This is a genomic window from Serratia grimesii (assembly GCF_900186025.1).
In the GTDB taxonomy this organism is placed as follows: domain Bacteria; phylum Pseudomonadota; class Gammaproteobacteria; order Enterobacterales; family Enterobacteriaceae; genus Serratia; species Serratia grimesii.
Genome location: NZ_LT883155.1, coordinates 3000959 through 3020974, shown reverse-complemented (window position 1 = coordinate 3020974; position 20016 = coordinate 3000959). Strand labels below are relative to the sequence as shown.

Here is a 20016-nt window from a genome sequence, read left to right as displayed (position 1 = left end):
TCGTATAGAAGCCTTCTTTAGACTAGCCGCGCCGTATCTCTTTGGAATCCAAACCATGTCTTATCAGTGCCCGCTGTGTCATCAGCCGCTTCATTTTTCTCATCAGCAATGGCGTTGTGACGCTAACCACCTGTTTGATTGTGCTAAAGAAGGTTATGTAAACCTGATGCCGGTACAACATAAGCGTTCGAAGCAGCCGGGTGACAGTGCTGAAATGATGCAGGCAAGGCGTGCATTTCTTGATGCGGGTTTCTATCAACCTTTGCAGCAACGCGTGGCAGAGCTGTTGGATCAAACGTTGGCACCTGACGCACAGGCTTTGCTGGATATCGGTTGCGGCGAAGGGTATTACACGGCGGAGGTAGCCGCACGGTTGGCGCAACAGCGTGATATTACGGTTTATGGGTTGGACGTCGCCAAAGTAGCAATCCGCTATGCGGCCAAGCGTTATCCTGCGGTGTCATTTTGTGTCGCGTCCAGCCATCGCCTGCCATTTGCTGACGGTTCTTTAGACGCCATACTGCGTATTTACGCGCCCTGTAAGGCTGAAGAGTTGGCGCGGGTGGTGAAACCCGGCGGGGTTGTCGTGACGGTATCGCCGGGCCCACGCCATTTGTACCAACTGAAAGAGCAGGTCTATCAGCAGGTACAACTGCATGAAGAGCAGGATGAGCAATTCGCAGGTTTTGACTGTGAACGGGTTGAATCGTTGGCGTATCCGATGACATTGCCGGGAGAACAGGCGGCTAATCTGTTGCAGATGACACCTTTTGCCTGGCGGGCCTCCCCAGAGGTGCAGGAACATCTCAAAGGCTGTGAAGTGTTCGCCTGCGAAACCGATTTTGCGATAGCGCTGTACCGCCGCCAGTCCGATTAAACCGGTGAACAGAGTGGTTGATCATGAAAAGTATCGTCCTCCAGGTTTTCAGGCGTGAGGGCGAAATACTTTTTCAACGCCAGCCATCCTGTTGGGGTAACCGCGAGTGCTCGGGAGCCCGGTAGGCTCTGTAACCAGTCGCACTGATGAAAAGCTTTCAGCAACTGAGCCGCCAGTGGTCCTGCAAGATGATATTGTCTTTCTGTCCAATCCAGACACTGGCGTCCATTACTCACCTCACCAGACGTCAAAGCAGCGGCCTCAATGCCCAACTCCTGTAGCCAATCGGCGCCTGCGGGGGTCAGTACATATTCTCGCAAGCCGTTTTCGGTTATCAGCCCTTGCTCCAGTAAACCGCGCATTATCGCCACACCGACCTTTCCGGCCAAATGATCGTAACAACAGCGTGCAAAGCGCATCTCGCGTGCAGACCGATTGGGGGTGCTGCGCCAGGCAGGGGTAACAGGTCCTATCGATGCCAGACTTTCCAGCAGATGTGAAACATGGGGCCCTGCAAGGCGGTAATAGCGGTAGCGTCCCCTTTGTTCGACACTCAATAGCCCACCGTCGAGCAACTTACCCAGATGTGAACTGGCGGTTTGTGGGGTGACCCCTGATACCTCTGCCAGGGCACTGGCGGACAGGGCATTGCCGTCAGCCAGTGCGATCAGCATTACCGCCCGCACCGGTTCAGCAATCAGGTGCGCCACGATGGCAATATTATGTTGACCCACGGCGTTATCCTCCCCGGATGTCTGGTGATGTTTTAAACGCTTGAAGCATGCTTCGATACGGCTCGAAGTATTCCAGGCGAATCGTTGCTTATAGTCAATGCCTATTTCTTCTGGCGGGAGCCGCTGCGCGTGGCAAACTTGAATCAGTATCAAACATCGGTCTTGATGGCGACCAGCCTCAGCTATGTCATTGTCATTCTCGATACGTCTATTGTTAATGTCGCCTTGCCGTCGATTGCAGCTGAATTGGGCGCTGGGCTAAGCGGTTTGCAGTGGGTGGTAAATGCTTATACGTTGGCGTTTGCCAGCTTGTTATTGAGTGGCGGGCTATTGGGGGACCGGTTGGGTGCAAAACGGGCCTATCTCGGCGGATTGGCGGTTTTTGCAGCTGCTTCCGCCATTTGTGGGTTAGCAGAAACTTTGCCTGAGCTGGTGGTTGCCCGAGCACTTCAGGGTATTGGTGCTGCGTTACTGGTGCCCAGTTCATTAACGCTGATTAATACGGGGTTTCCCGATGCGAAACAACGGTTGGCGGCTATTGGCGTATGGGCTGGATGCGGTGGGGTGGCGATGGCGGCGGGTCCGTTGGTCGGCGGTGTGCTGATCGCACTTGTAGGATGGCGCAGTCTGTTTTGGGTCAATATACCCGTGATTGCCGTGGGTATCGGTCTTACCCTGCGCATTAAGGCAACGTATTCGGTCATAACCTTACGGCAAATGGATTATGCCGGGCAAGGGATGGTGATCATGGCGTTAGCCAGTTCCGTGGCCGTACTGATCGAGGGCGCAAGGCTTGGCTGGACTTCAGGCTGGATCATCTGCGGTGCCGCTATTGCAGTCGTGAGTTGGTTGATGTTTGTGGCCATCGAGCGCCGGCGCAAACAGCCGATATTGCCCTTGATGTTATTTGGCAACGCAATGTTTTCCGCGGCGGCGTTAGTTTCGTTGGTCTCAGCGCTGGTGTTCTATGGCGCGTTTTTTCTGCTCAGTCTCTATTTTCAGACGGTACGCGGTTGGCAGCCATTACAGGCTGGCCTGGCGTTTCTTCCACTAACCATCATGGTCGCGTTTGGCAGCTTTATTTCTGGTCGGTTGGTTCGAGTATTAGAGGCAGGTCGGGTCGTCTTTTATGGTTTGCTGCTTTATGCGTTGGGATTTGCCGGTTTGTTGGTATTGGTGGAAAACCCACCTTACTGGCGTATTGCGCTGTGTTTGCCGTTGCTTGGCCTGGTAGCCGGTGTGATTACCCCAGCAGCCACGTCGGTGCTAATGAATGAAGTCACGAATGAAAGGGCGGGAATTGCCGCTGGGGTGCTTAACGTTGCCCGGCAAAGTGGGTCGGCGTTTGGTGTGGCGATCTTTGGCGCGTTGATGTCAATGCTCCTGCCACAAGCCTGCGGTATTTATATCGCCGTGTGCAGTGCCATCGGGTTGTCATTGATTGCAGCTGCTGGGTGGTTTTTCGCGCTCAAGCTTTCCGCTAAACCGATGACGGCAGCCGGTAATGGGCAGGGTGATTGAGGGTTTAGAAACAAAAAAACCTGCCGTTGGCAGGTTTTTCTTCGCATTTAGCGGTATCAGGCAAGGTAGCCCAAATGCTCTAGCAGGATATTGATACCGATGCCTATCAATACCACGCCACCGAGGATTTCCGCACGCTTGCCGAGGAGTGGGCCGATGAAGCGACCAATCATCATGCCTAATGTCGCCATAATCATGGTGGCCATGCCAATCGCCATGGCGGTATGTACAATGTTCACTTGCAAGAAGGCCAGACCGACACCGATAGCCATGGCGTCAAGGCTGGTGGCGATAGCGGTAGCGACCAGTAGCCAGAATCCGTGACGCTTCACTTTTTCCACTTCATCTGGACGATTTCTGACACCTTCTACGATCATGCGCATGCCGAGAATAAACAGCAGCGAGAAAGCGACCCAGTGATCCCATTCCATAATGTATTGGCTGGCAAACAGGCCGATACCCCAACCGATAATGGGGGTAATAGCTTCGACCACACCAAAGATGAGTCCGGTACGCAGGGCTTCACGAAAACGGGGTTGATGCAGACTGGCACCTTTGCCGATCGATGCGGCAAACGCATCCATAGACATGCCAAAAGCGAGAATTAGTGTAGCTGACAAGTTCATGTTAAATAGCCTCGGCCGGGCGGCTCCATATACACGTAACCCACCCCCAACCATACGACGGAGTTACGTGTCTATGGTCTCGCCAACCTTACCTGGCTGCCCGCACCACGTTTTAATGAAAAAACGAGTATGTTGATACGGGCGTTCCTGGTGCTTTATTGTCCAGAAACCGGCTACTCCCCAATGACGGCGCAACCATACCATATTATTTCCGCCAGCAACAACCCTTATTCCAAATGGATATTTTTTCTGAATTGATAATTGTTTTCATTAATGAAACATGCAAGAAGGAATATAATGTAGGCGAGTGCAACAATGTTGCGTAAATAATAATCAGGTAGCCTTGTGCGCTGGTGATTAATTACCCACATTCAGCGCAGGGCGGGCCGCGGTAGGATTAAGGTTGTTTTTTATTCACTGATTATCAACAAAAAAGTGATAAATTTTCTCCAGATCATCTAATTGAGTAACCTGAATCAGTAATCGGCGTCGTTCCAAATCTATCACCAGAATGCCATCTTCTGATAAATTCATGGCTTTAATACGGTTATATTCAATGAAGGTATTTGCATAGAAGAAGCCCTGCGCTTTAAACAACATCTTGGGCCAACGGATATAAGAAATATAAATGGCAATCAGTGCTAAAGAAATAAGCAGATAGGTGGTTAATACCGCACCCTGGGTGGTGACATTACGGTAGATGAGTATCGCGATGAGGCCAACAAAAATCAGGCAATCAACCCGATTACGACGTTTTAACTGTACCTTGAGTAACGTTTTGCCTTTCAGCAAGTTCATGCCGAACTCGTCGTAAATCGCATACACCAGCATTAGCGCGGTGAAAATAAGTAATACGCCATCGGTCAGCGACATCTTTAACTCCACAGATAAAAAAACGGGGTTTCCCCCGGGCATACGGCTGGCAGAGCCAGTTATTAGGAAGAGCGTGCCGAAGGGGGAGCGTAGCGGCTTGTCCATCGGAGCGCTCTCGGTGCTCTAGGCCCGAGTACCTTGGGCTAAACAACAAACTCAAACCGGGGGTTTCCCCCCGGCTGTCAACAGACTTACAGGCCCAGCAACCCAACCCAGTAACCAAAGATACCGATGGCAAAGAAGCCGATGATGATCCACAGCGCATTCACTTTTCTGCGCAGCAGCCACATACAGCCGAAGGTCAGCAACAGTGGTACCAAGCCCGGCATCAGTTGGTCGAGGATGGTTTGCACTGTGGTCACCGTGGTATGCCCGGTCTGGTCTGTAATCTTCGAGACTACCAGCGGGATATTCACGTGCGTCCACTTGTTAACTAACGCACCCATGACAAAGAGGCCGAGAATGGACGCTCCTTCCGTCAGTTTTTGCAGGAAGCCGCCACCCATATCATTGACGATATCAACCCCTTTGCGATAACCGTAAGCCACGCCGTAATAGCGGGTCAACAGGCGTACCAGGTTGAACAGGACAAAGAACAAAATCGGGCCAAGCAGGCTACCACTCATGGCAATACCGGCACCGAGCGCGGCAAATACCGGGCGCACAGTCCCCCAGAAGATCGGGTCACCCACGCCAGCCAGTGGTCCCATCAAACCGACTTTGATACCGTTAATGGCCGCATCGTCGATAGGCGCACCGTTAGCGCGTTGTTCTTCCATTGCCATGGTCACACCAAGCACTGGCGCTGCCACGTAAGGGTGGGTGTTAAAGAACTCCAGGTGGCGTTTAATCGCCTGTTTACGGTCGTCGTTATTTTCCGGATACAGGCGACGGATCACCGGTACCATTGAGAAGCAAAAACCCAGCGCTTGCATACGTTCGAAGTTCCATGAACCCTGGAACAGATTCGAGCGCATAAACACACCGCGAATATCGGCTGGCGTGAGTTTCTTTTGAGCTGTTGTATCAACCATTTCTCTCACCTATTCCTAGTCCAGTTCGTTATCGAGGTCATTATTCGCCGGGCCAGCTTGTACAACCTGAGACTTGTTGTATTTCGGGCTGAGCTGAATATAAAGCACCGCCATCACCACACCGATGACACCAAGTGCGACCAGGTTAAAGTTGGTGAAGGCAGCTGTCACGAAGCCGAGGTAGAAGAATGGCATCAGATAACCGGCACGCATCATGTTGATCACCATTGCGTAACCGACGACCACGATCATCCCACCGGCGATGTTCAGGCCGCTGGTGACAACTTCTGGGATCGAGTTAAGCAGTGCGTGAACGCCTGAGGTACCCACCGAAATGGCGACAATAACCGCCGGGATAGCAATACGCATCGCCTGCAGCAGCAGGGCGGAGATATGCAGCCAGGTAATGGCGCGCAAACTGCCGCGTTCCGCCGCACTGTCCGCTGCGTGCTGGAAGGCGACAGTCAGCGTACGCACGATGATGGTCAGCACTTGCCCGGCCGCCGCCAGCGGTATGGCCAGGGCGATACCAGCACCGACGCTTTGCCCGCCGGCAATAACCAGAATGGTAGAAATGATAGACGCTAACGCAGCATCTGGCGCAACTGCCGCACCGATGTTCATCCAGCCCAGGGCGATCATCTCCAGCGTACCGCCGATGATGATGCCGGTTTTCATATCACCGAGAATAAAGCCGATCAGGGTACAGGCGACCAGCGGACGGTGGAACTGAAACTCGTCGAGGACGGAACCCATCCCGGCGATACAGGCAACGATAAATATCAGTACAATCTGAAGAGTGGTAATCTCCATTGCACTTCTCCTATGACCAAAGATCTCTGAGTAAAATAATTATTGGCTGTCGCCATTAATTGAGCTTGTTAATCAGGTCCATCATTTTTAACCGACTGTCGGACGAGACTTTACGTACTTCCAATTCAATACCGCGCTCGTTTAATTTCTTAAACGCCTCGATATCTTTTTCGTCAACAGAAACGGCATTATTTACCTGGGTTTTACCCTGACGGAATGCCATACCACCGATATTCACCGATTTGATGTCCACACCGCCTTCCACCAAACGCCACACGTCAGTGGGGTTGGTGAATAGCAACATCACGCGATCGCCAGCGTATTTGGGGTTATTCCAAACACGGATAGCTTTCGCTACGTCAACCACGTGTGCGGTGACGCCGGGTGGGGCAACTTGAGTCAGTAAGGTTTTGCGGACGTGGTCGGCGGCGACTTCGTCACTGACAACGATAATGCGACTGACGTCAGTTTCTTTGGTCCAACGGGTGGCCACCTGACCATGAATCAAACGGTCATCGATGCGGGCAAGGCCGATCTTCATGTGGTCATTGGGGCCCAGAGGCGCCTGTGGCGCTGCGGGTTTTGCGACGGGAGAACTTTGTTGTGCCGCGGGCTTAACACTCTCTTCTGCCGGTTTCTTCAGGGCTTTCACGCCTTCACGGCCAGTTTCCAACGCCAGCGCGACCAATTCGTCAAAGCCTGGGTTGTCATCTCTTGCCATGAATGTTTCCACCAGCATGGGAATGTTAACCCCGGTGACGACCTCATAGTTTTCTTTATCGACGGCGATGCGGCTAGCCGCATTGAAAGGGCTGCCGCCCCAGGTATCCACCAGAAACAGGACGCCACCATTGGTGTCGAGTCCGCTGATTTTTTCGTTATATTTCTCGATTAACGTTTCGGCATTTTCACCGGGGACGAAATCTATAAAAGCGACGTTGTCCTGTTCGCCTAATAGCATCTCCGTCGTCTTCAGCAATTGTTCCGCTGCGGTCCCGTGTGTGCCGATGATAATAGCTATTGCCACTCGCTACCTCCTCATTGAACTTCATGCACGGATTGTGTCGTTCTTTAGTTCATTTGCTTCCTGGCAGGTCACTTCCGTGGTTCAGATACATTATGGTAGAAATTTGGAAACCCGCTCTTAACATTTCTCGCGCAGTTTCAAAAGCCTGTGCGTGTTGAACCACGTCAGCGCTATTTATTTTAGTGAGTGAAAAAATAAATTTTGTGACATTGCTCTGTTATTGAACGCTCAGATAAGTCCTAACGCGATGTTTGCGGAATTAAACAACAGAGCTGTTACAAGACGATGCAGAAGGTAAAAAAGCTTCTTTGCCGACAAAAAAATTCCTGATAGAGTATTTCTTCTTTCATATTTAGGAGTGAAGGGCCTCAGCCCACCCTATGGACTGTCACCGAAGTTACTGTTTTTCAAGGTTCCACCCGCCACCTGCTGGCGTAGCACAAGTCACACGGCCGTTCGGCCATCCCCCGGTACTACAATCCCGTTATCTTGCTGTTGTTTGCGCGAATCCTGCGTCGGCATCGTCACGTCTGAGCATCGCTCGGCCATCCTGTCTTTTTTTCGGAGTCTGATATGGAATTTTTAATGGACCCCTCAATTTGGGCTGGGTTACTGACACTAGTGGTATTGGAAATTGTACTGGGTATCGACAACCTGGTGTTTATCGCCATTCTGGCCGATAAGCTGCCGCCGAAGCAGCGTGATAAAGCGCGTATACTCGGTCTGTCGCTGGCGCTGTTTATGCGTCTGGGCCTGTTGTCGGTCATTTCCTGGATGGTAACGCTGACCACGCCGTTGTTTAGCGTGGCAGACTTTAGCTTCTCCGGTCGTGATTTGATCCTGCTGTTCGGTGGTGTATTCCTGTTGTTCAAGGCCACCATGGAGCTGCATGAACGGTTGGAGGGACAGACACACCAAGATGGCGCTAACCGTGGCTATGCCAAGTTCTGGGCTGTGGTGGTGCAGATTGTCATCCTTGACGCAGTGTTCTCGCTCGACGCGGTAATTACCGCTGTGGGTATGGTGAACGACCTGCCGGTCATGATGACAGCAGTTATTATCGCCATGGTAGTCATGCTGGTGGCGTCAAAACCGCTGACAAACTTCGTGAATGCGCATCCGACCATTGTGGTGCTGTGCCTGAGTTTCCTGTTAATGATCGGCCTGAGCTTGATCGCCGAAGGCTTTGGTCTGCATATTCCTAAAGGGTATCTGTACGCTGCGATTGGCTTCTCGATCCTGATCGAGCTGTTTAACCAAATTGCACGTCGTAATTTTATCAAGCACCAGGCGCATCGTCCGATGCGTGAGCGTACCGCAGAAGCGATTATGCGCCTGATGGGGCAACAACGTGCACAGCAGACAGATGAAGCGGTGCCGATGCCGGTAAATGAAACATTTGCTGCGGAAGAGCGCTATATGATCAGCGGGGTGTTGACGTTGGCCTCACGTTCACTGCGCAGCGTCATGACGCCGCGTACTGAAATTTCATGGGTAGATTGCGATCGTTCCCGCGAAGAAGTCCGCGAACAATTACTGGATACGCCGCACAGCCTGTTCCCAGTATGCCGGGATTCTCTCGATGAGATTATCGGTGTGGTTCGTGCCAAGGATTTATTGGTAGCAGTAGAGCGGGGCGAAGATATCGCAGAGTTCGCTGCGCGCACTCCGCCGATTGTTGTGCCGGAGACCATGGATGTGATTAACCTGCTGGCGGTCTTGCGACGTGCCAAAGGGCGTCTGGTCGTCGTGACCAATGAATTTGGCGTCGTGCAGGGATTGGTTACGCCACTGGATGTGTTGGAGGCGATCGCGGGTGAGTTCCCCGATGAGGACGAAACGCCGGATATTGTGGTTGAGGGTACAGCGTGGCTGGTGAAGGGCGGAGCCGATCTGCACTCACTGGAGCAGGCCCTGAACTGCGAAGATCTGGTTAGCCCAACGGCAGACTATGCCACGCTAGCAGGGTTCTTGCTGTCCCATTATGGGCAAATGCCCGCGGCGGGCGACGTGGTTGAACTTAACCGACTGCGCTTCGAGATCATTGAGGTGTCTGAGTACCGCATCGAGCTGGTGCGTATCACCAAAGTGGAACCTCAAGACGAGGAACATCAGTAATATCACGGGCCGGAGGCATCACGCCTCCGGCTTGATTTCGTGTTCTTTCTGCCGCTCGTCCCGCGGATTCACTGTCCGTAACCGCGATTCATACTGTTGTAACCACAACGGAAATACATTGATAGGCATTGGCTTGGCAAAATAGAAACCTTGCAAGGCGTTCACATCACGTGAGCGTAGATAATCCGCCTGCTCGGCAGTTTCTACCCCTTCAGCCACCAACTTCAGTTTCAAACGCTGCGCCAGGGTAATGATGGTATCTGTGACGGTCGCGTTGATCGCATCGGTACCGATGGCTGCAGTAAAGCCGCGATCGATCTTCAATACGTCAGGGCTGAGTTTTTTCAGATAGCTGAGGGAGCTATGTCCGGTGCCAAAATCGTCGATCGCCAGCATAATACCCATTTCTTTCAGCGTCTTGATTTGCTCATACTGAATTTCCGACAATGCCGTACGTTCGGTCAGTTCTAGCATCAGTGATGGCATAGGGTGGGCTGGCAGCCACAGACGACGGATGTCGTCGATGATCGTAACCTCGTTGAAATGCTCGGCGGCAACGTTGATGCTGATATAAAAAGAGGGGCGTGGCGGGAACAAGTGCAGATTATCGACCACGGTGGTTATCAGGTAGCGTGTCAGAGAGATGATCAAGCCATGCTGTTCTGCCAGCGGGATAAATACATCAGGCGAAATCCACCCCTGGCGTTTGTTTTTCCAGCGTAACAAGGTTTCAACGCCAACACATCGGCCGGTTTCGGCATTGATGATCGGCTGACAGTAAACGCGGAACTCACGATGGGAAATGGCGTGTCCAATATGATACGACAGGCTCATGCGGTTAGCCGTAAGCAGATACACCACATAGGCCGCCAACAAACTGATTAACAGTGACAATGGGATATGACGCGGCAACGCCGCCAGCGCCAGCACGTTAGCCTGAGGGCCAAACAGTGAGATCGAGAACGGATACTGCGCAGATTTTGCTGTATACCGCAGGTCTGCTGTCAGTGTATCGCTGCGTAAGATCTCCCGACGACCATATTCCAGGCTGTAATTGCCGACGTTCAACACCACGCGCTGTGCATAGGGTTCCTGAGGTTCCAGCAGAAAGTTTGCCAGCAACTCTATATTGAAAACGTGTAAAACGCCGTTGCGGTTATCATCGGGCGCAACGGGTGTCCACATGATCAGCGTCGGTACGCCTTTGGCGACGGTCAACGAAGGGCGCAACACCAGTGTCGCGCCATCGTTTGCTATGGTGGGCAAAATAGCGCTGAAATCATACTTACGTGCGCCGAACAGGCTGGAACAGTAAATAACGCCATCTTTGACCAACAGCATGGCACGCAAAGCTTGGTTTTGTGCGGCCCGAAAACGCAGTGCCGACATCACGGTTTCACAAGATTGGTCCAACAGCGGGATAGAGCGCTCGGCTTGTTGCCTGGCGGGCGTCAGCAAATCGTTTATCTTGGCGACGGTACGGGTAGCGAGAAACTGTCGGTTTTGTTCGATAGTGCCAAGTTCTTGATAATAGCGGGTGTAGAGTGAGAGTAGCAGAATAGCCAACCCAACCGCCCCGGCCAGCAGCCAACGGTAATAACGGTATTTGGTCACGGTAAGTTGGGTCATCAACATCGCTAAATCCTTGTTCGGTAAGCCAGCCCAAAATCACCGCCAGGCCAAACTGCCCTAAATGATACTTGGCTAATTCTAGCCTGTCGTTATACAAGAGTGATGGTAACCCAGTAAATTATTTAAATTTGGCGAAACAGAGGGCTAAATTGGGGGTTAACCGCAGGATCGGCGTGACAGTGTCGACATATTTTATAGTGACGTTGTCACTTGGTGTGAGTTAGCGGTTTGATTATCCAGCGTTCTTACCAAGAAAAACCCCGCCGTAAAGGCGGGGTGAGGAAGTTAATCGCACTGCACTTTGATCGCCAGACCGCCGCGAGAAGTTTCGCGGTATTTAGCGTTCATGTCTTTACCGGTTTCGTACATAGTCTCGATCACCTTATCCAGTGACACGCGAGGTTCACTGGTACGGCGTAAGGCCATGCGTGCTGAGTTGATCGCCTTCACGGAAGCAATGGCGTTACGTTCGATGCACGGCACCTGAACCTGGCCGGCAACTGGGTCACAGGTCAGACCCAGGTTGTGCTCCATACCGATTTCTGCCGCGATACAAACCTGCTCCGGGCTACCGCCCAGGAGTTCAGCCAGGCCGGCCGCAGCCATTGAGCAGGCTACGCCCACTTCACCCTGACAGCCGACTTCGGCACCGGAGATAGAGGCGTTCATCTTGTACAGCGCACCGACAGCACCCGCAGCCATAAAGTAGCGGATGTAAATGTCTGGGCTAACGGACTCAATGAAGTGGTCATAGTAAGCCAGTACGGCAGGGACGATGCCACAAGCACCGTTGGTCGGTGCTGTGACGACACGACCACCCGCTGCGTTCTCTTCGTTCACTGCCAGTGCGAACATATTGACCCAGTCAATCACGTTCATTGGGTCACTGGACAGCTTATCGGAAGAAACCAGCAGACGACGCAGTGCGGATGCGCGGCGTGGAACACGCAGCGGGCCCGGCAATACGCCTTCGGTATTCAGGCCACGATCGATACAGGCGCGCATGGTCTGCCAGATGTTGCCGAAATAGGTTTCGATGTCCTGTTTGCTGTGCAATGCCAGTTCGTTCTGCATCACCATGCCAGACAGGGACAACCCGGTTTCACGACAGTGATCGAGCATTTCGCGAGCAAAACTGAACGGGTATGGGACACTCAGTTCATGTTCGTCGGCTTTGCCGAAGTTTTCTTCATCGACGATAAAACCGCCGCCGATTGAATAGTAAGTCTTGCTGAAAACTTGTTTATCCCCAGCGAAGGCGTGGATTTGCATGCCATTTTCATGCAGTGACAGATTGTCGCTGCGGAAAACCATGCCGCCATCACGTGGGAAATCGACTTCATGCAGGCCATTGGCCAGCATCAGGCGTTGACGTTGTTCTACATCGCGAATAAAACCCGGGATGCTATCGATATCAACGGTATCCGGCATATTACCTGCCAGGCCGAGGATGATAGCGATATCGGTATGGTGACCTTTACCGGTCAATGAGAGTGAGCCGTAAACATCTACAGCAACACGCGTGATAGAAGGCATCAGGCCTTTATTTACCAGATCGTCGACAAACTGTTTGCCGGCTTTCATCGGTCCAACCGTATGAGAGCTGGACGGGCCGATGCCGATCTTAAACATGTCGAAAACGCTAATCACGCTAAAACTCCTTAGAGGCATATTGTTATGGCTGCATCGGTTAAAAACCGCGCAGGGAACAGCGATATTGTAAAAGGACCGTACGGGTTCGGCTGTCTTTTTCGCATGAAATAAAATAATCCGTGGTGTTAGTTCTGTTAGTGATTGCCTCAGACATTCGGCCGGCCCTGGAACCTTCCGCTGCCTAAACTCCGTTAATGGCAATCGCGCCAGCTTTCACTGCTGAACGCACCCGCTTAAACCTTGCTTGCATAGTGGTTTATTCCGGACGGCGGTATTTTACAGGTATTTCGTAAGGTTGAAGAGAGGGTTTACAGTTTTTTTAAAACTCTGATAACCAGAAGCTAGTTGAAAAAGCAAACGAATGAAGTGATGCCGATCGCTTTACCCACGTCTGTTGTGCAGGTAACCGTTTGGCTTGTGAGCTGCGTCACGGAATTAACGCTAAATGCTGACCTGTTGTGCGAGGCGCCGAATGATGGCGGCGGTTAACCCCCAGACAAATTGGCTCTGATACCAGGAAAGATAAATGCGGTGTGAATGACCGGCACGCTGAATATCGAGTGGATAATAACGCGATAATGTCAGTGCTTCGTGTAATGGTATTTCAAAAACATCGGCCACTTCGTCCGCATTGGCGACAAATCGTACATCTGGAGAGATTAGACCAACAACAGGAGTGACCTGGAAGCCGGTACTGCTGTCGAGAGGCGCCAGTTGCCCCAAAATGGTGACCGCTTGAGGCGGGATCGCCACTTCTTCATGGGCTTCTCGCAGGGCAGTGATAATCGCTGAGCCGTCGTCGGCATCGGTTTTACCGCCAGGAAAGGCGACCTGACCAGGGTGTTTACGCAGTGAATCAGCGCGACGGGTGAGCAGCAGCGTAGGCTCGGGGCGGCAGATAATAGGGATTAACACCGCCGCCGGGCGAACGTTATGTGAGATTTGCGACGCCTGCGGCAGCTGCAGTTGAAAACGACTGATGAAGGCTGCCAATGAGGTTGGATAAGTCGGTTGGTTCACGAAGCGGTAAACTCCCCCAGTTGTGGCAAGATGCGGCCAACTTTATCAAAGGTTTCCTGGTACTCCGCTTGTTCCTGACTGTCAGCAACGATGCCGCCACCGGCGGAACAGTAAATACGGTTGTTTTCAGTGATGAGTGTGCGAATGGTGATATTCGTGTCCATAGTGCCGCAGGCACTGATGTAGCCGATACTGCCGCAATACGCGTTGCGCCGCTGTGGCTCCAATTCTTCAATGATCTCCATCGCACGCACTTTGGGCGCACCGGTAATGGAACCGCCTGGGAAACACGCGCGCAGCAGTTCGGTCGCAGGGGTGTGTTCCGGCAGGGTCGCCGTGATGGTGCTAACCAGATGATGCACTGCCGGGAAGGGTTCGACCACAAATAACTCAGGAACCCTCACACTGCCAGGCTCGGCGACACGGCCAATATCATTACGCAACAGATCGACAATCATCAGGTTTTCCGCACGATCTTTGGCGGAGCTCGCCAGCCGTTGCGCTTGTTGAGCATCCTGTTCAGGTTCGGCCAGGCGTGGCAGGGTGCCTTTAATCGGGCGAGTCTGGATATGGTGATTCTCCAGCCATAGAAAACGCTCGGGTGAAACGCTCAGGACGGCATTGTGTGGCAGCCGTAAGAACGCGGAAAAGGGCGCACGATTACTGGTGCTCAATTGCTGAAATGCTTGCCATTCATCGCCCTGATACTCAGCAGAAAATCGCTGTGCCAGATTGATTTGATAACAGTCACCACTGCGCAGATAGCGCTGAATACGCTGAAATTTTTCACCGTACTGTTGTCGCGTCATATTGGCTTGCCAGCAACTGGTTAAAGTGAATGCTTGTCGGGGTTCAGCTTGTTGGCCGCGGAGCCATTGCCAACGTTGCTCTACATCCTCATAACTCAACAATGTCAGCGTTTGTTGGTGATGATCGGCAATCAGAGCCCAGTTATAAATGCCAACTGCCATATCCGGCAGCGTGATATCGGCCAGAGACAATTGCGGCAGTTTTTCCACGCGGCGGCCCAAATCATAACCGAACAACCCCAGTGCGCCCCCCTGAAATGGCAAACAGGTATCAATCTCGGGGTGCAAATTCAGTTGATCCAGTTGCTGTTGCAGCAGGCTGAAAGGGTCTTCCGAAGATTGCCAATGCTCTTCACCGCAGTGGATCTCGGTGATGGAGCCACGGGTTGTTAAGGTAGCGCAGGGCGCGGAGACCAGGATATCGAAACGGTTGTGTGAATGTTCGGCAAAACCGGAATGCAACAGCATCGCCCAAGGCTGTTGTGCAAGCGGTGCAAACAACTCTAACAGTGCGGTGCGGGTATAAGGTAAAGACTTAATATTCGGTGCGGTTATGCTCATGGGCCTCAATAAACCTGACTAACAGACGGCTGTTTCTGTTGGCTATTCTGCCATATTCAACCGGCGGGTGCATGTCTTGGCATCGGCAGGTGAAGCACACTTTGCATAAACGGCGAGTAAACAATTTTGCAAATGAAGCATTTTTTGCGACTTTAGCTATAATCTAATATGTTAAAAATAATTATATCAGTCAATGGTTGATATGTTTCTTATATCTAAAGCTAAAAACAGAAGAATCAGTTTTTAGTTTCATTTGGTTATTATTTTTGATTGTTATCACTAGCCGAGAGTACAGGAATCCATTCGTATTAAGTACGGTAAAGATGTTCTGTATTTTGGGTGATAAATTACTGCCTGTGAGAGTGCGCGTATAAAAATATAAATGGTAACAAGACGCATTTAAGCCTTCGAATAAATCGACTGGTGAATGCCTCACTTTATTTAAATGCACCCTGATATTTTTAAAAATATTCATTCGTTACTTTTGCGAAGAGCTGCCTATGCCCCTAATGCTGAGTGTTATTGTCCCGTTGCACAACGTGGGTGAGCTGTTTGAACCTTTTCTGGCGTCATTGCTGGCCCAAAAGGAACAGCGATTGGAAGTGATCATCGTCAATGACGGTTCCACCGATGGCTCTGGCGATATTGCCCATCGTTATGCTCGACAGTACTCACATATTACTGTCATTGATCAGCGTAACGCCGGTGTATCCTGTGCACGCAATGCCGGGCTGGCTGTTGCCAAAGGCAAATATGTTGCCTTTCCTGACGCCGATGATTTATTAGCGCCTGAAATGTATTCAACGCTCATTGAGCTGGCCGAAAAAAATCAATTGGATGTCATGCAGTGTAATGGTGAACGTTATTTCACCCATGCGGATGAACTTCAACCGATTATTCCGCCAAATCGACTAAGCGATACGCATGTTATCAGTGGCACTCAATGGTTGGAGCGTGCGCTGAAATCAAGAAAATTTATTCATGTGGTTTGGTTAGCCGTTTATCGTCTTGATTTCATTAAACAGCATCAGCTGTATTTCGAACCGGGATTACATCACCAGGATATACCCTGGACCACCGAAGTGATGTTTAATGCCAAGCGGGTGAAATACATCAGTAAGGCGCTGTATCGCCAGCGCGTTCATGAGCAATCGATCAGCAATCGCCGCCGTATTGGTAAAGCTAACGTGGAATATCAGCGTCATTATATGAAAATAGTGGAGATGCTGATGGCTCTTAACCAGCGTTACGCACGAAAAATTGACATCAGACCCGCTTTCCATTGGCAAATCGCGCGCGAAGCATTGGGGATTTGCCACAGTATCCGCCGTGAACCTGAGTTGGCTGCACAGTGCCAAATCACCGATGAGTTCTACCAACGCGGTATTGATCGCGCCATGTTCACCAACGCGCGTGGCCTAAAACAAGGCTGGCACGTCATACTCTGGCTTCATCGCCTGAAACAGTGGCGGCATGGTGAACATGTTTCACAACCGGCTGCGGAATAACAAGCGTTGGGATCCGTCGGTTTAGGGGGTATACTCGCCCTCCATTTTGCCGGAGAGAAACACATGCTTGCAGGTATGCCGTCACTGAGCCATCTAGAGCAGCAGGAAGCTGCGGATCGTATCCATTTTTTGATGGAACAAGGCATGAGCAGTGGTGAAGCCATTGCGCGCGTTGCACAGGAAATCCGCGAAAAACATCAGGGTGACCAGGTCAGCGTGCTGTTTGATGACGAAGACGATGAAGAGTATCAGGAACGGCCGGACGACCAGGCTGATGATGACTCGGAAGAAGACGAAAACTATTGATGTTGCAGGGGCCGGCAAGCCGGCCCCAAAAAAAGTATTATCCTTCAACCAAGACCGCAGCCGCAGCCTGTTTGGCTGATTCAACTGCCAGCGCTATGCTTTCTGCCGTAGCCAGCGCGACACCCATCCGACGTTGCCCATCTATATCTGGTTTGCCGAATAAGCGTAGTTGATTGTGGCCGAGCAGGGCGCGGTCCAGACCGCTGAAGCGCAGATCACTGCTGGTCAGTTGAGGCAGGATCACCGCAGAGGCCGACGGCCCAAACTGGCGGATCGCACCAATAGGCAGCCCAAGGAAAGCGCGAACGTGCAGGGCGAACTCGGACAGATCTTGCGAAATCAGGGTCACCATGCCGGTATCATGCGGGCGTGGAGAAACTTCGCTGAAAATCACCTCATCCCCACAAACAAACAGTTCCACACCAAACAGGCCAAAACCGCCCAACGCCTTCACCACGTTTTCCGCAATCGCCTGCGCGCGGCTCAGTGCCAGATCACTCATTTGCTGAGGTTGCCATGACTCACGGTAATCCCCATCTTCCTGACGATGGCCGATCGGTGCACAGAAATGCACGCCATCAATGGCACTGATGGTCAACAGGGTGATTTCAAAGTCGAACTTAACCAGCCCTTCGACAATCACTTTGCCGCCGCCGGCACGGCCACCTTGTTGGGCGTACTCCCAGGCCGCGTTTAGTTGTTCTGGGGTGCGGATCAGACTTTGGCCTTTGCCGGAGGAACTCATGACCGGCTTGATGATGCAGGGGTAGCCGATGTCATCGACAGCTTGCAGAAATGCCTCTTTGTCATCAGCAAACCGATAAGGAGAGGTTGGCAGATCGAGCGTTTCTGCGGCCAGGCGGCGGATGCCTTCGCGGTTCATTGTCAGGCGAGTTGCCTCGGCGCATGGCACTACATGGTGCCCTTGCTGTTCAAGCTCAACCAGCATGCTGGTGGCAATAGCCTCGATCTCAGGCACGATATAATCAGGACGTTCCTGTTCAATCACGGCTTTCAGCGCGTTGCCGTCCAGCATGTTAATAACGTGGCTGCGATGTGCCACGTGCATGGCTGGGGCATCAGCGTAGCGATCAACGGCGATCACTTCCAGTCCCAAACGCTGACATTCGATGGCAACTTCTTTACCCAGCTCGCCGGAGCCGAGCAGCATAACGCGAGTGGCGGATGGGCGCAGGGCGGTTCCAATAGTTAACATAGTCTCGTACCTGGATCTGTGGAGTGTAAAGCGGTCTGATAATGGGCGAACAGTATATACGAAAACGTTTGCGTATGCAGCCGAAGGCAAGCGTATTGCTGTCACTGCCGCCAAAATCCGCAAGTAGCGGCTTTTTTTATGTGTGAAATCCGTAATCCCCCCTATCTCTGTTATCATCTGCGGTTAATTCGGTGCTGCCCATAGGCGCGCCGCCATTCCATTTGCCATATAAGAGTTATCGCCGTGAGCACAGTTTCTTTTTCTTCCCTGCCGCTGCCAGCCGAACAGTTGGCCAACCTCAATGAACTGGGGTATGCCGAAATGACACCGGTGCAGGCTGCTGCATTGCCCGCCATCCTGAAAGGGCAGGACGTACGTGCCAAAGCAAAAACCGGCAGCGGTAAAACGGCGGCGTTCGGCATCGGCCTGCTGGACAAAATTAACGTAGCTCAGGTGGCTGCGCAGGCGCTAATCCTGTGCCCGACACGTGAACTGGCTGACCAGGTGAGCAAAGAACTGCGCCGTCTTGCACGCTTCACTCAGAACATCAAAATTTTGACTCTGTGTGGTGGCCAGCCTATGGGACCCCAGCTCGACTCCTTGGTGCATGCACCGCATATCGTGGTGGGAACACCTGGGCGTATTCAGGAACACCTGCGTAAGAAAACGCTGGTGCTGGACGAGCTGAAAGTGCTGGTATTGGACGAAGCCGATCGCATGCTGGACATGGGCTTTGCCGATGACATCGATGATGTGATCAGCTATACGCCGCCACAGCGCCAGACGCTGTTGTTCTCGGCGACTTACCCAAATGGTATTGAACGTATCAGCGCACGTGTACAGCGCGATCCGTTAAATGTGGAAGTGGACGATGGCGAAGAACAAACCACCATCGAACAACGCTTCTACGAAACCACTCGCGATCAACGTCCAGCGGTGTTGGTGTCGGCCATTCGTCATTACCAACCGTCTTCCTGCGTGGTGTTCTGTAACACCAAGCGCGATTGCCAGAGCGTATATGAAGCGCTGGAAGCACGCGGTATAAGCGTATTGGCACTGCATGGTGATCTGGAACAGCGCGATCGTGACCAGGTGCTGGTGCGTTTTGCCAACCGTAGCTGCCGCGTGCTGGTGGCGACCGACGTTGCAGCGCGCGGTCTGGACATTAAAGAACTGGAGCTGGTTGTCAATTATGAGCTGGCATTTGATCCAGAAGTGCACGTACACCGTATTGGTCGTACCGGGCGCGCTGGCCTGAGTGGCCTGGCAATTAGCCTGTGCACACCGCAGGAAATGGCGCGTGCGCATGCGATCGAAGAGTATTTGCAGATAAGAGTTAACTGGGCACCGGTGTCTGAACTGAGTGGTGCGAGTAATACTACGCTTGAGGCCGAGATGGTGACCTTGTGTATTGACGGTGGGCGTAAGGCCAAAATTCGTCCTGGTGACATTCTTGGTGCCTTGACCGGTGACGCCGGGTTAACGGCTGCTGAAGTGGGCAAGATAGATATGTTCCCCGTGCATGCCTATGTGGCGATCCGCAAAGCTAGTGCCCGTAAGGCACTGCAACAGCTTACACAGGGTAAAATCAAGGGTAAGAACTGCAAGGTGCGGTTGTTGAAATAAATCACGTCAGGGGTGCACTTGCATCCCTGCGTAAAATCACCTTATACTGTATAAAATTACAG

At 52.1% G+C, this 20016-nt stretch carries 17 protein-coding genes and 1 riboswitch; of the genes, 6 read left to right on the top strand and 11 right to left on the bottom strand.

Features of this window, described 5'->3' with window-relative positions; genetic code table 11:
* The first annotated feature begins 55 nt into the window (after positions 1-55).
* Complete coding sequence (rlmA, locus tag SGBXF1_RS14235; RefSeq protein WP_037419909.1) at positions 56-877, top strand: 23S rRNA (guanine(745)-N(1))-methyltransferase; 822 nt, start codon at positions 56-58, stop codon at positions 875-877.
* Here rlmA and SGBXF1_RS14230 read toward each other — a convergent pair.
* Positions 874-1611: an ArsR/SmtB family transcription factor gene (locus tag SGBXF1_RS14230; protein ID WP_186427035.1), complete on the bottom strand. Its 738-nt coding sequence runs from the start codon at positions 1609-1611 to the stop codon at positions 874-876. The genes rlmA and SGBXF1_RS14230 overlap by 4 nt on opposite strands.
* Before the next feature lie 129 nt (positions 1612-1740).
* Here SGBXF1_RS14230 and SGBXF1_RS14225 point away from each other — a divergent pair, with 129 nt between their 5' ends.
* A complete protein-coding gene (locus SGBXF1_RS14225; protein WP_186427034.1) occupies positions 1741-3132 on the top strand; it encodes an MFS transporter in 1392 nt (463 codons plus the stop codon).
* 56 nt (positions 3133-3188) lie between these two features.
* Here SGBXF1_RS14225 and mntP read toward each other — a convergent pair whose 3' ends face one another.
* From mntP to manX, 5 genes are all read right to left on the bottom strand, one after another.
* Positions 3189-3758, bottom strand: a complete 570-nt coding sequence (gene mntP, locus SGBXF1_RS14220; protein ID WP_037419904.1) for a manganese efflux pump MntP — start codon at positions 3756-3758, stop codon at positions 3189-3191.
* A gap of 11 nt (positions 3759-3769) precedes the next feature.
* Positions 3770-3952, bottom strand: a riboswitch (yybP-ykoY riboswitch).
* Positions 3953-4172: 220 nt separating this feature from the next.
* Positions 4173-4631 (bottom strand): DUF986 family protein, encoded by a 459-nt coding sequence (locus SGBXF1_RS14215; protein ID WP_037419903.1) that lies wholly within the window; start codon positions 4629-4631, stop codon positions 4173-4175.
* A 191-nt stretch (positions 4632-4822) separates the two neighbouring features.
* Positions 4823-5665: a PTS mannose transporter subunit IID gene (locus tag SGBXF1_RS14210; RefSeq protein WP_012145539.1), complete on the bottom strand. Its 843-nt coding sequence runs from the start codon at positions 5663-5665 to the stop codon at positions 4823-4825.
* A 15-nt stretch (positions 5666-5680) separates the two neighbouring features.
* Complete coding sequence (locus SGBXF1_RS14205; protein ID WP_037419902.1) at positions 5681-6478, bottom strand: PTS mannose/fructose/sorbose transporter subunit IIC; 798 nt, start codon at positions 6476-6478, stop codon at positions 5681-5683.
* Between the two features lie 55 nt (positions 6479-6533).
* Positions 6534-7505 (bottom strand): PTS mannose transporter subunit IIAB, encoded by a 972-nt coding sequence (gene manX, locus SGBXF1_RS14200; protein WP_186427033.1) that lies wholly within the window; start codon positions 7503-7505, stop codon positions 6534-6536.
* Positions 7506-8078: 573 nt separating this feature from the next.
* Between manX and SGBXF1_RS14195 the strand changes: the two genes are divergently transcribed.
* Complete coding sequence (locus SGBXF1_RS14195) at positions 8079-9623, top strand: TerC family protein (RefSeq protein WP_037419896.1); 1545 nt, start codon at positions 8079-8081, stop codon at positions 9621-9623.
* An 18-nt stretch (positions 9624-9641) separates the two neighbouring features.
* Here SGBXF1_RS14195 and SGBXF1_RS14190 read toward each other — a convergent pair whose 3' ends face one another.
* The 4 genes from SGBXF1_RS14190 to pabB form a co-directional block, all read right to left on the bottom strand.
* On the bottom strand, positions 9642-11258 hold the full coding sequence (locus tag SGBXF1_RS14190; protein WP_186427032.1) for an EAL domain-containing protein: 1617 nt from the start codon (positions 11256-11258) through the stop codon (positions 9642-9644).
* 282 nt (positions 11259-11540) lie between these two features.
* Positions 11541-12905 (bottom strand): L-serine ammonia-lyase, encoded by a 1365-nt coding sequence (sdaA, locus tag SGBXF1_RS14185; protein WP_037419890.1) that lies wholly within the window; start codon positions 12903-12905, stop codon positions 11541-11543.
* A 444-nt stretch (positions 12906-13349) separates the two neighbouring features.
* Entirely contained in the window at positions 13350-13928 is a 579-nt protein-coding gene (locus SGBXF1_RS14180; RefSeq protein WP_186427031.1) for a CoA pyrophosphatase, read from the bottom strand.
* Entirely contained in the window at positions 13925-15298 is a 1374-nt protein-coding gene (gene pabB / locus SGBXF1_RS14175) for an aminodeoxychorismate synthase component 1 (protein ID WP_186427030.1), read from the bottom strand. The genes SGBXF1_RS14180 and pabB overlap by 4 nt, the downstream gene beginning before the upstream one ends.
* Positions 15299-15798: 500 nt before the next feature.
* Between pabB and SGBXF1_RS14170 the strand changes: the two genes are divergently transcribed.
* Both SGBXF1_RS14170 and SGBXF1_RS14165 read left to right on the top strand, forming a co-directional pair.
* On the top strand, positions 15799-16806 hold the full coding sequence (locus tag SGBXF1_RS14170; protein WP_186427029.1) for a glycosyltransferase: 1008 nt from the start codon (positions 15799-15801) through the stop codon (positions 16804-16806).
* Between the two features lie 63 nt (positions 16807-16869).
* Positions 16870-17112 carry a YoaH family protein gene (locus SGBXF1_RS14165; RefSeq protein WP_061806464.1) on the top strand — a complete coding sequence of 81 codons (243 nt, stop codon included), beginning with the start codon at positions 16870-16872 and terminating at the stop codon, positions 17110-17112.
* A 37-nt stretch (positions 17113-17149) separates the two neighbouring features.
* Here the strand turns inward: SGBXF1_RS14165 and purT are convergent, their stop codons facing one another.
* A complete protein-coding gene (gene purT / locus SGBXF1_RS14160; RefSeq protein ID WP_186427028.1) occupies positions 17150-18328 on the bottom strand; it encodes a formate-dependent phosphoribosylglycinamide formyltransferase in 1179 nt (392 codons plus the stop codon).
* 243 nt (positions 18329-18571) lie between these two features.
* Here purT and dbpA point away from each other — a divergent pair, with 243 nt between their 5' ends.
* A complete protein-coding gene (dbpA, locus tag SGBXF1_RS14155; protein ID WP_037419874.1) occupies positions 18572-19954 on the top strand; it encodes an ATP-dependent RNA helicase DbpA in 1383 nt (460 codons plus the stop codon).
* Positions 19955-20016 lie beyond the last annotated feature (62 nt).

Excerpts from the sequence above, each read along its gene's own strand:
- SGBXF1_RS14195 (WP_037419896.1), top strand. The coding sequence starts at position 8,079 with ATGGAATTTTTAATGGACCCCTCAATTTGGGCTGGGTTACTGACACTA.
- rlmA (WP_037419909.1), top strand. The coding sequence starts at position 56 with ATGTCTTATCAGTGCCCGCTGTGTCATCAGCCGCTTCATTTTTCTCAT.
- SGBXF1_RS14165 (WP_061806464.1), top strand. The coding sequence starts at position 16,870 with ATGCTTGCAGGTATGCCGTCACTGAGCCATCTAGAGCAGCAGGAAGCT.
- SGBXF1_RS14215 (WP_037419903.1), bottom strand. The coding sequence starts at position 4,631 with ATGTCGCTGACCGATGGCGTATTACTTATTTTCACCGCGCTAATGCTG.
- pabB (WP_186427030.1), bottom strand. The coding sequence starts at position 15,298 with ATGAGCATAACCGCACCGAATATTAAGTCTTTACCTTATACCCGCACC.
- SGBXF1_RS14205 (WP_037419902.1), bottom strand. The coding sequence starts at position 6,478 with ATGGAGATTACCACTCTTCAGATTGTACTGATATTTATCGTTGCCTGT.
- SGBXF1_RS14190 (WP_186427032.1), bottom strand. The coding sequence starts at position 11,258 with ATGTTGATGACCCAACTTACCGTGACCAAATACCGTTATTACCGTTGG.
- mntP (WP_037419904.1), bottom strand. The coding sequence starts at position 3,758 with ATGAACTTGTCAGCTACACTAATTCTCGCTTTTGGCATGTCTATGGAT.
- SGBXF1_RS14170 (WP_186427029.1), top strand. The coding sequence starts at position 15,799 with ATGCCCCTAATGCTGAGTGTTATTGTCCCGTTGCACAACGTGGGTGAG.
- purT (WP_186427028.1), bottom strand. The coding sequence starts at position 18,328 with ATGTTAACTATTGGAACCGCCCTGCGCCCATCCGCCACTCGCGTTATG.
- SGBXF1_RS14210 (WP_012145539.1), bottom strand. The coding sequence starts at position 5,665 with ATGGTTGATACAACAGCTCAAAAGAAACTCACGCCAGCCGATATTCGC.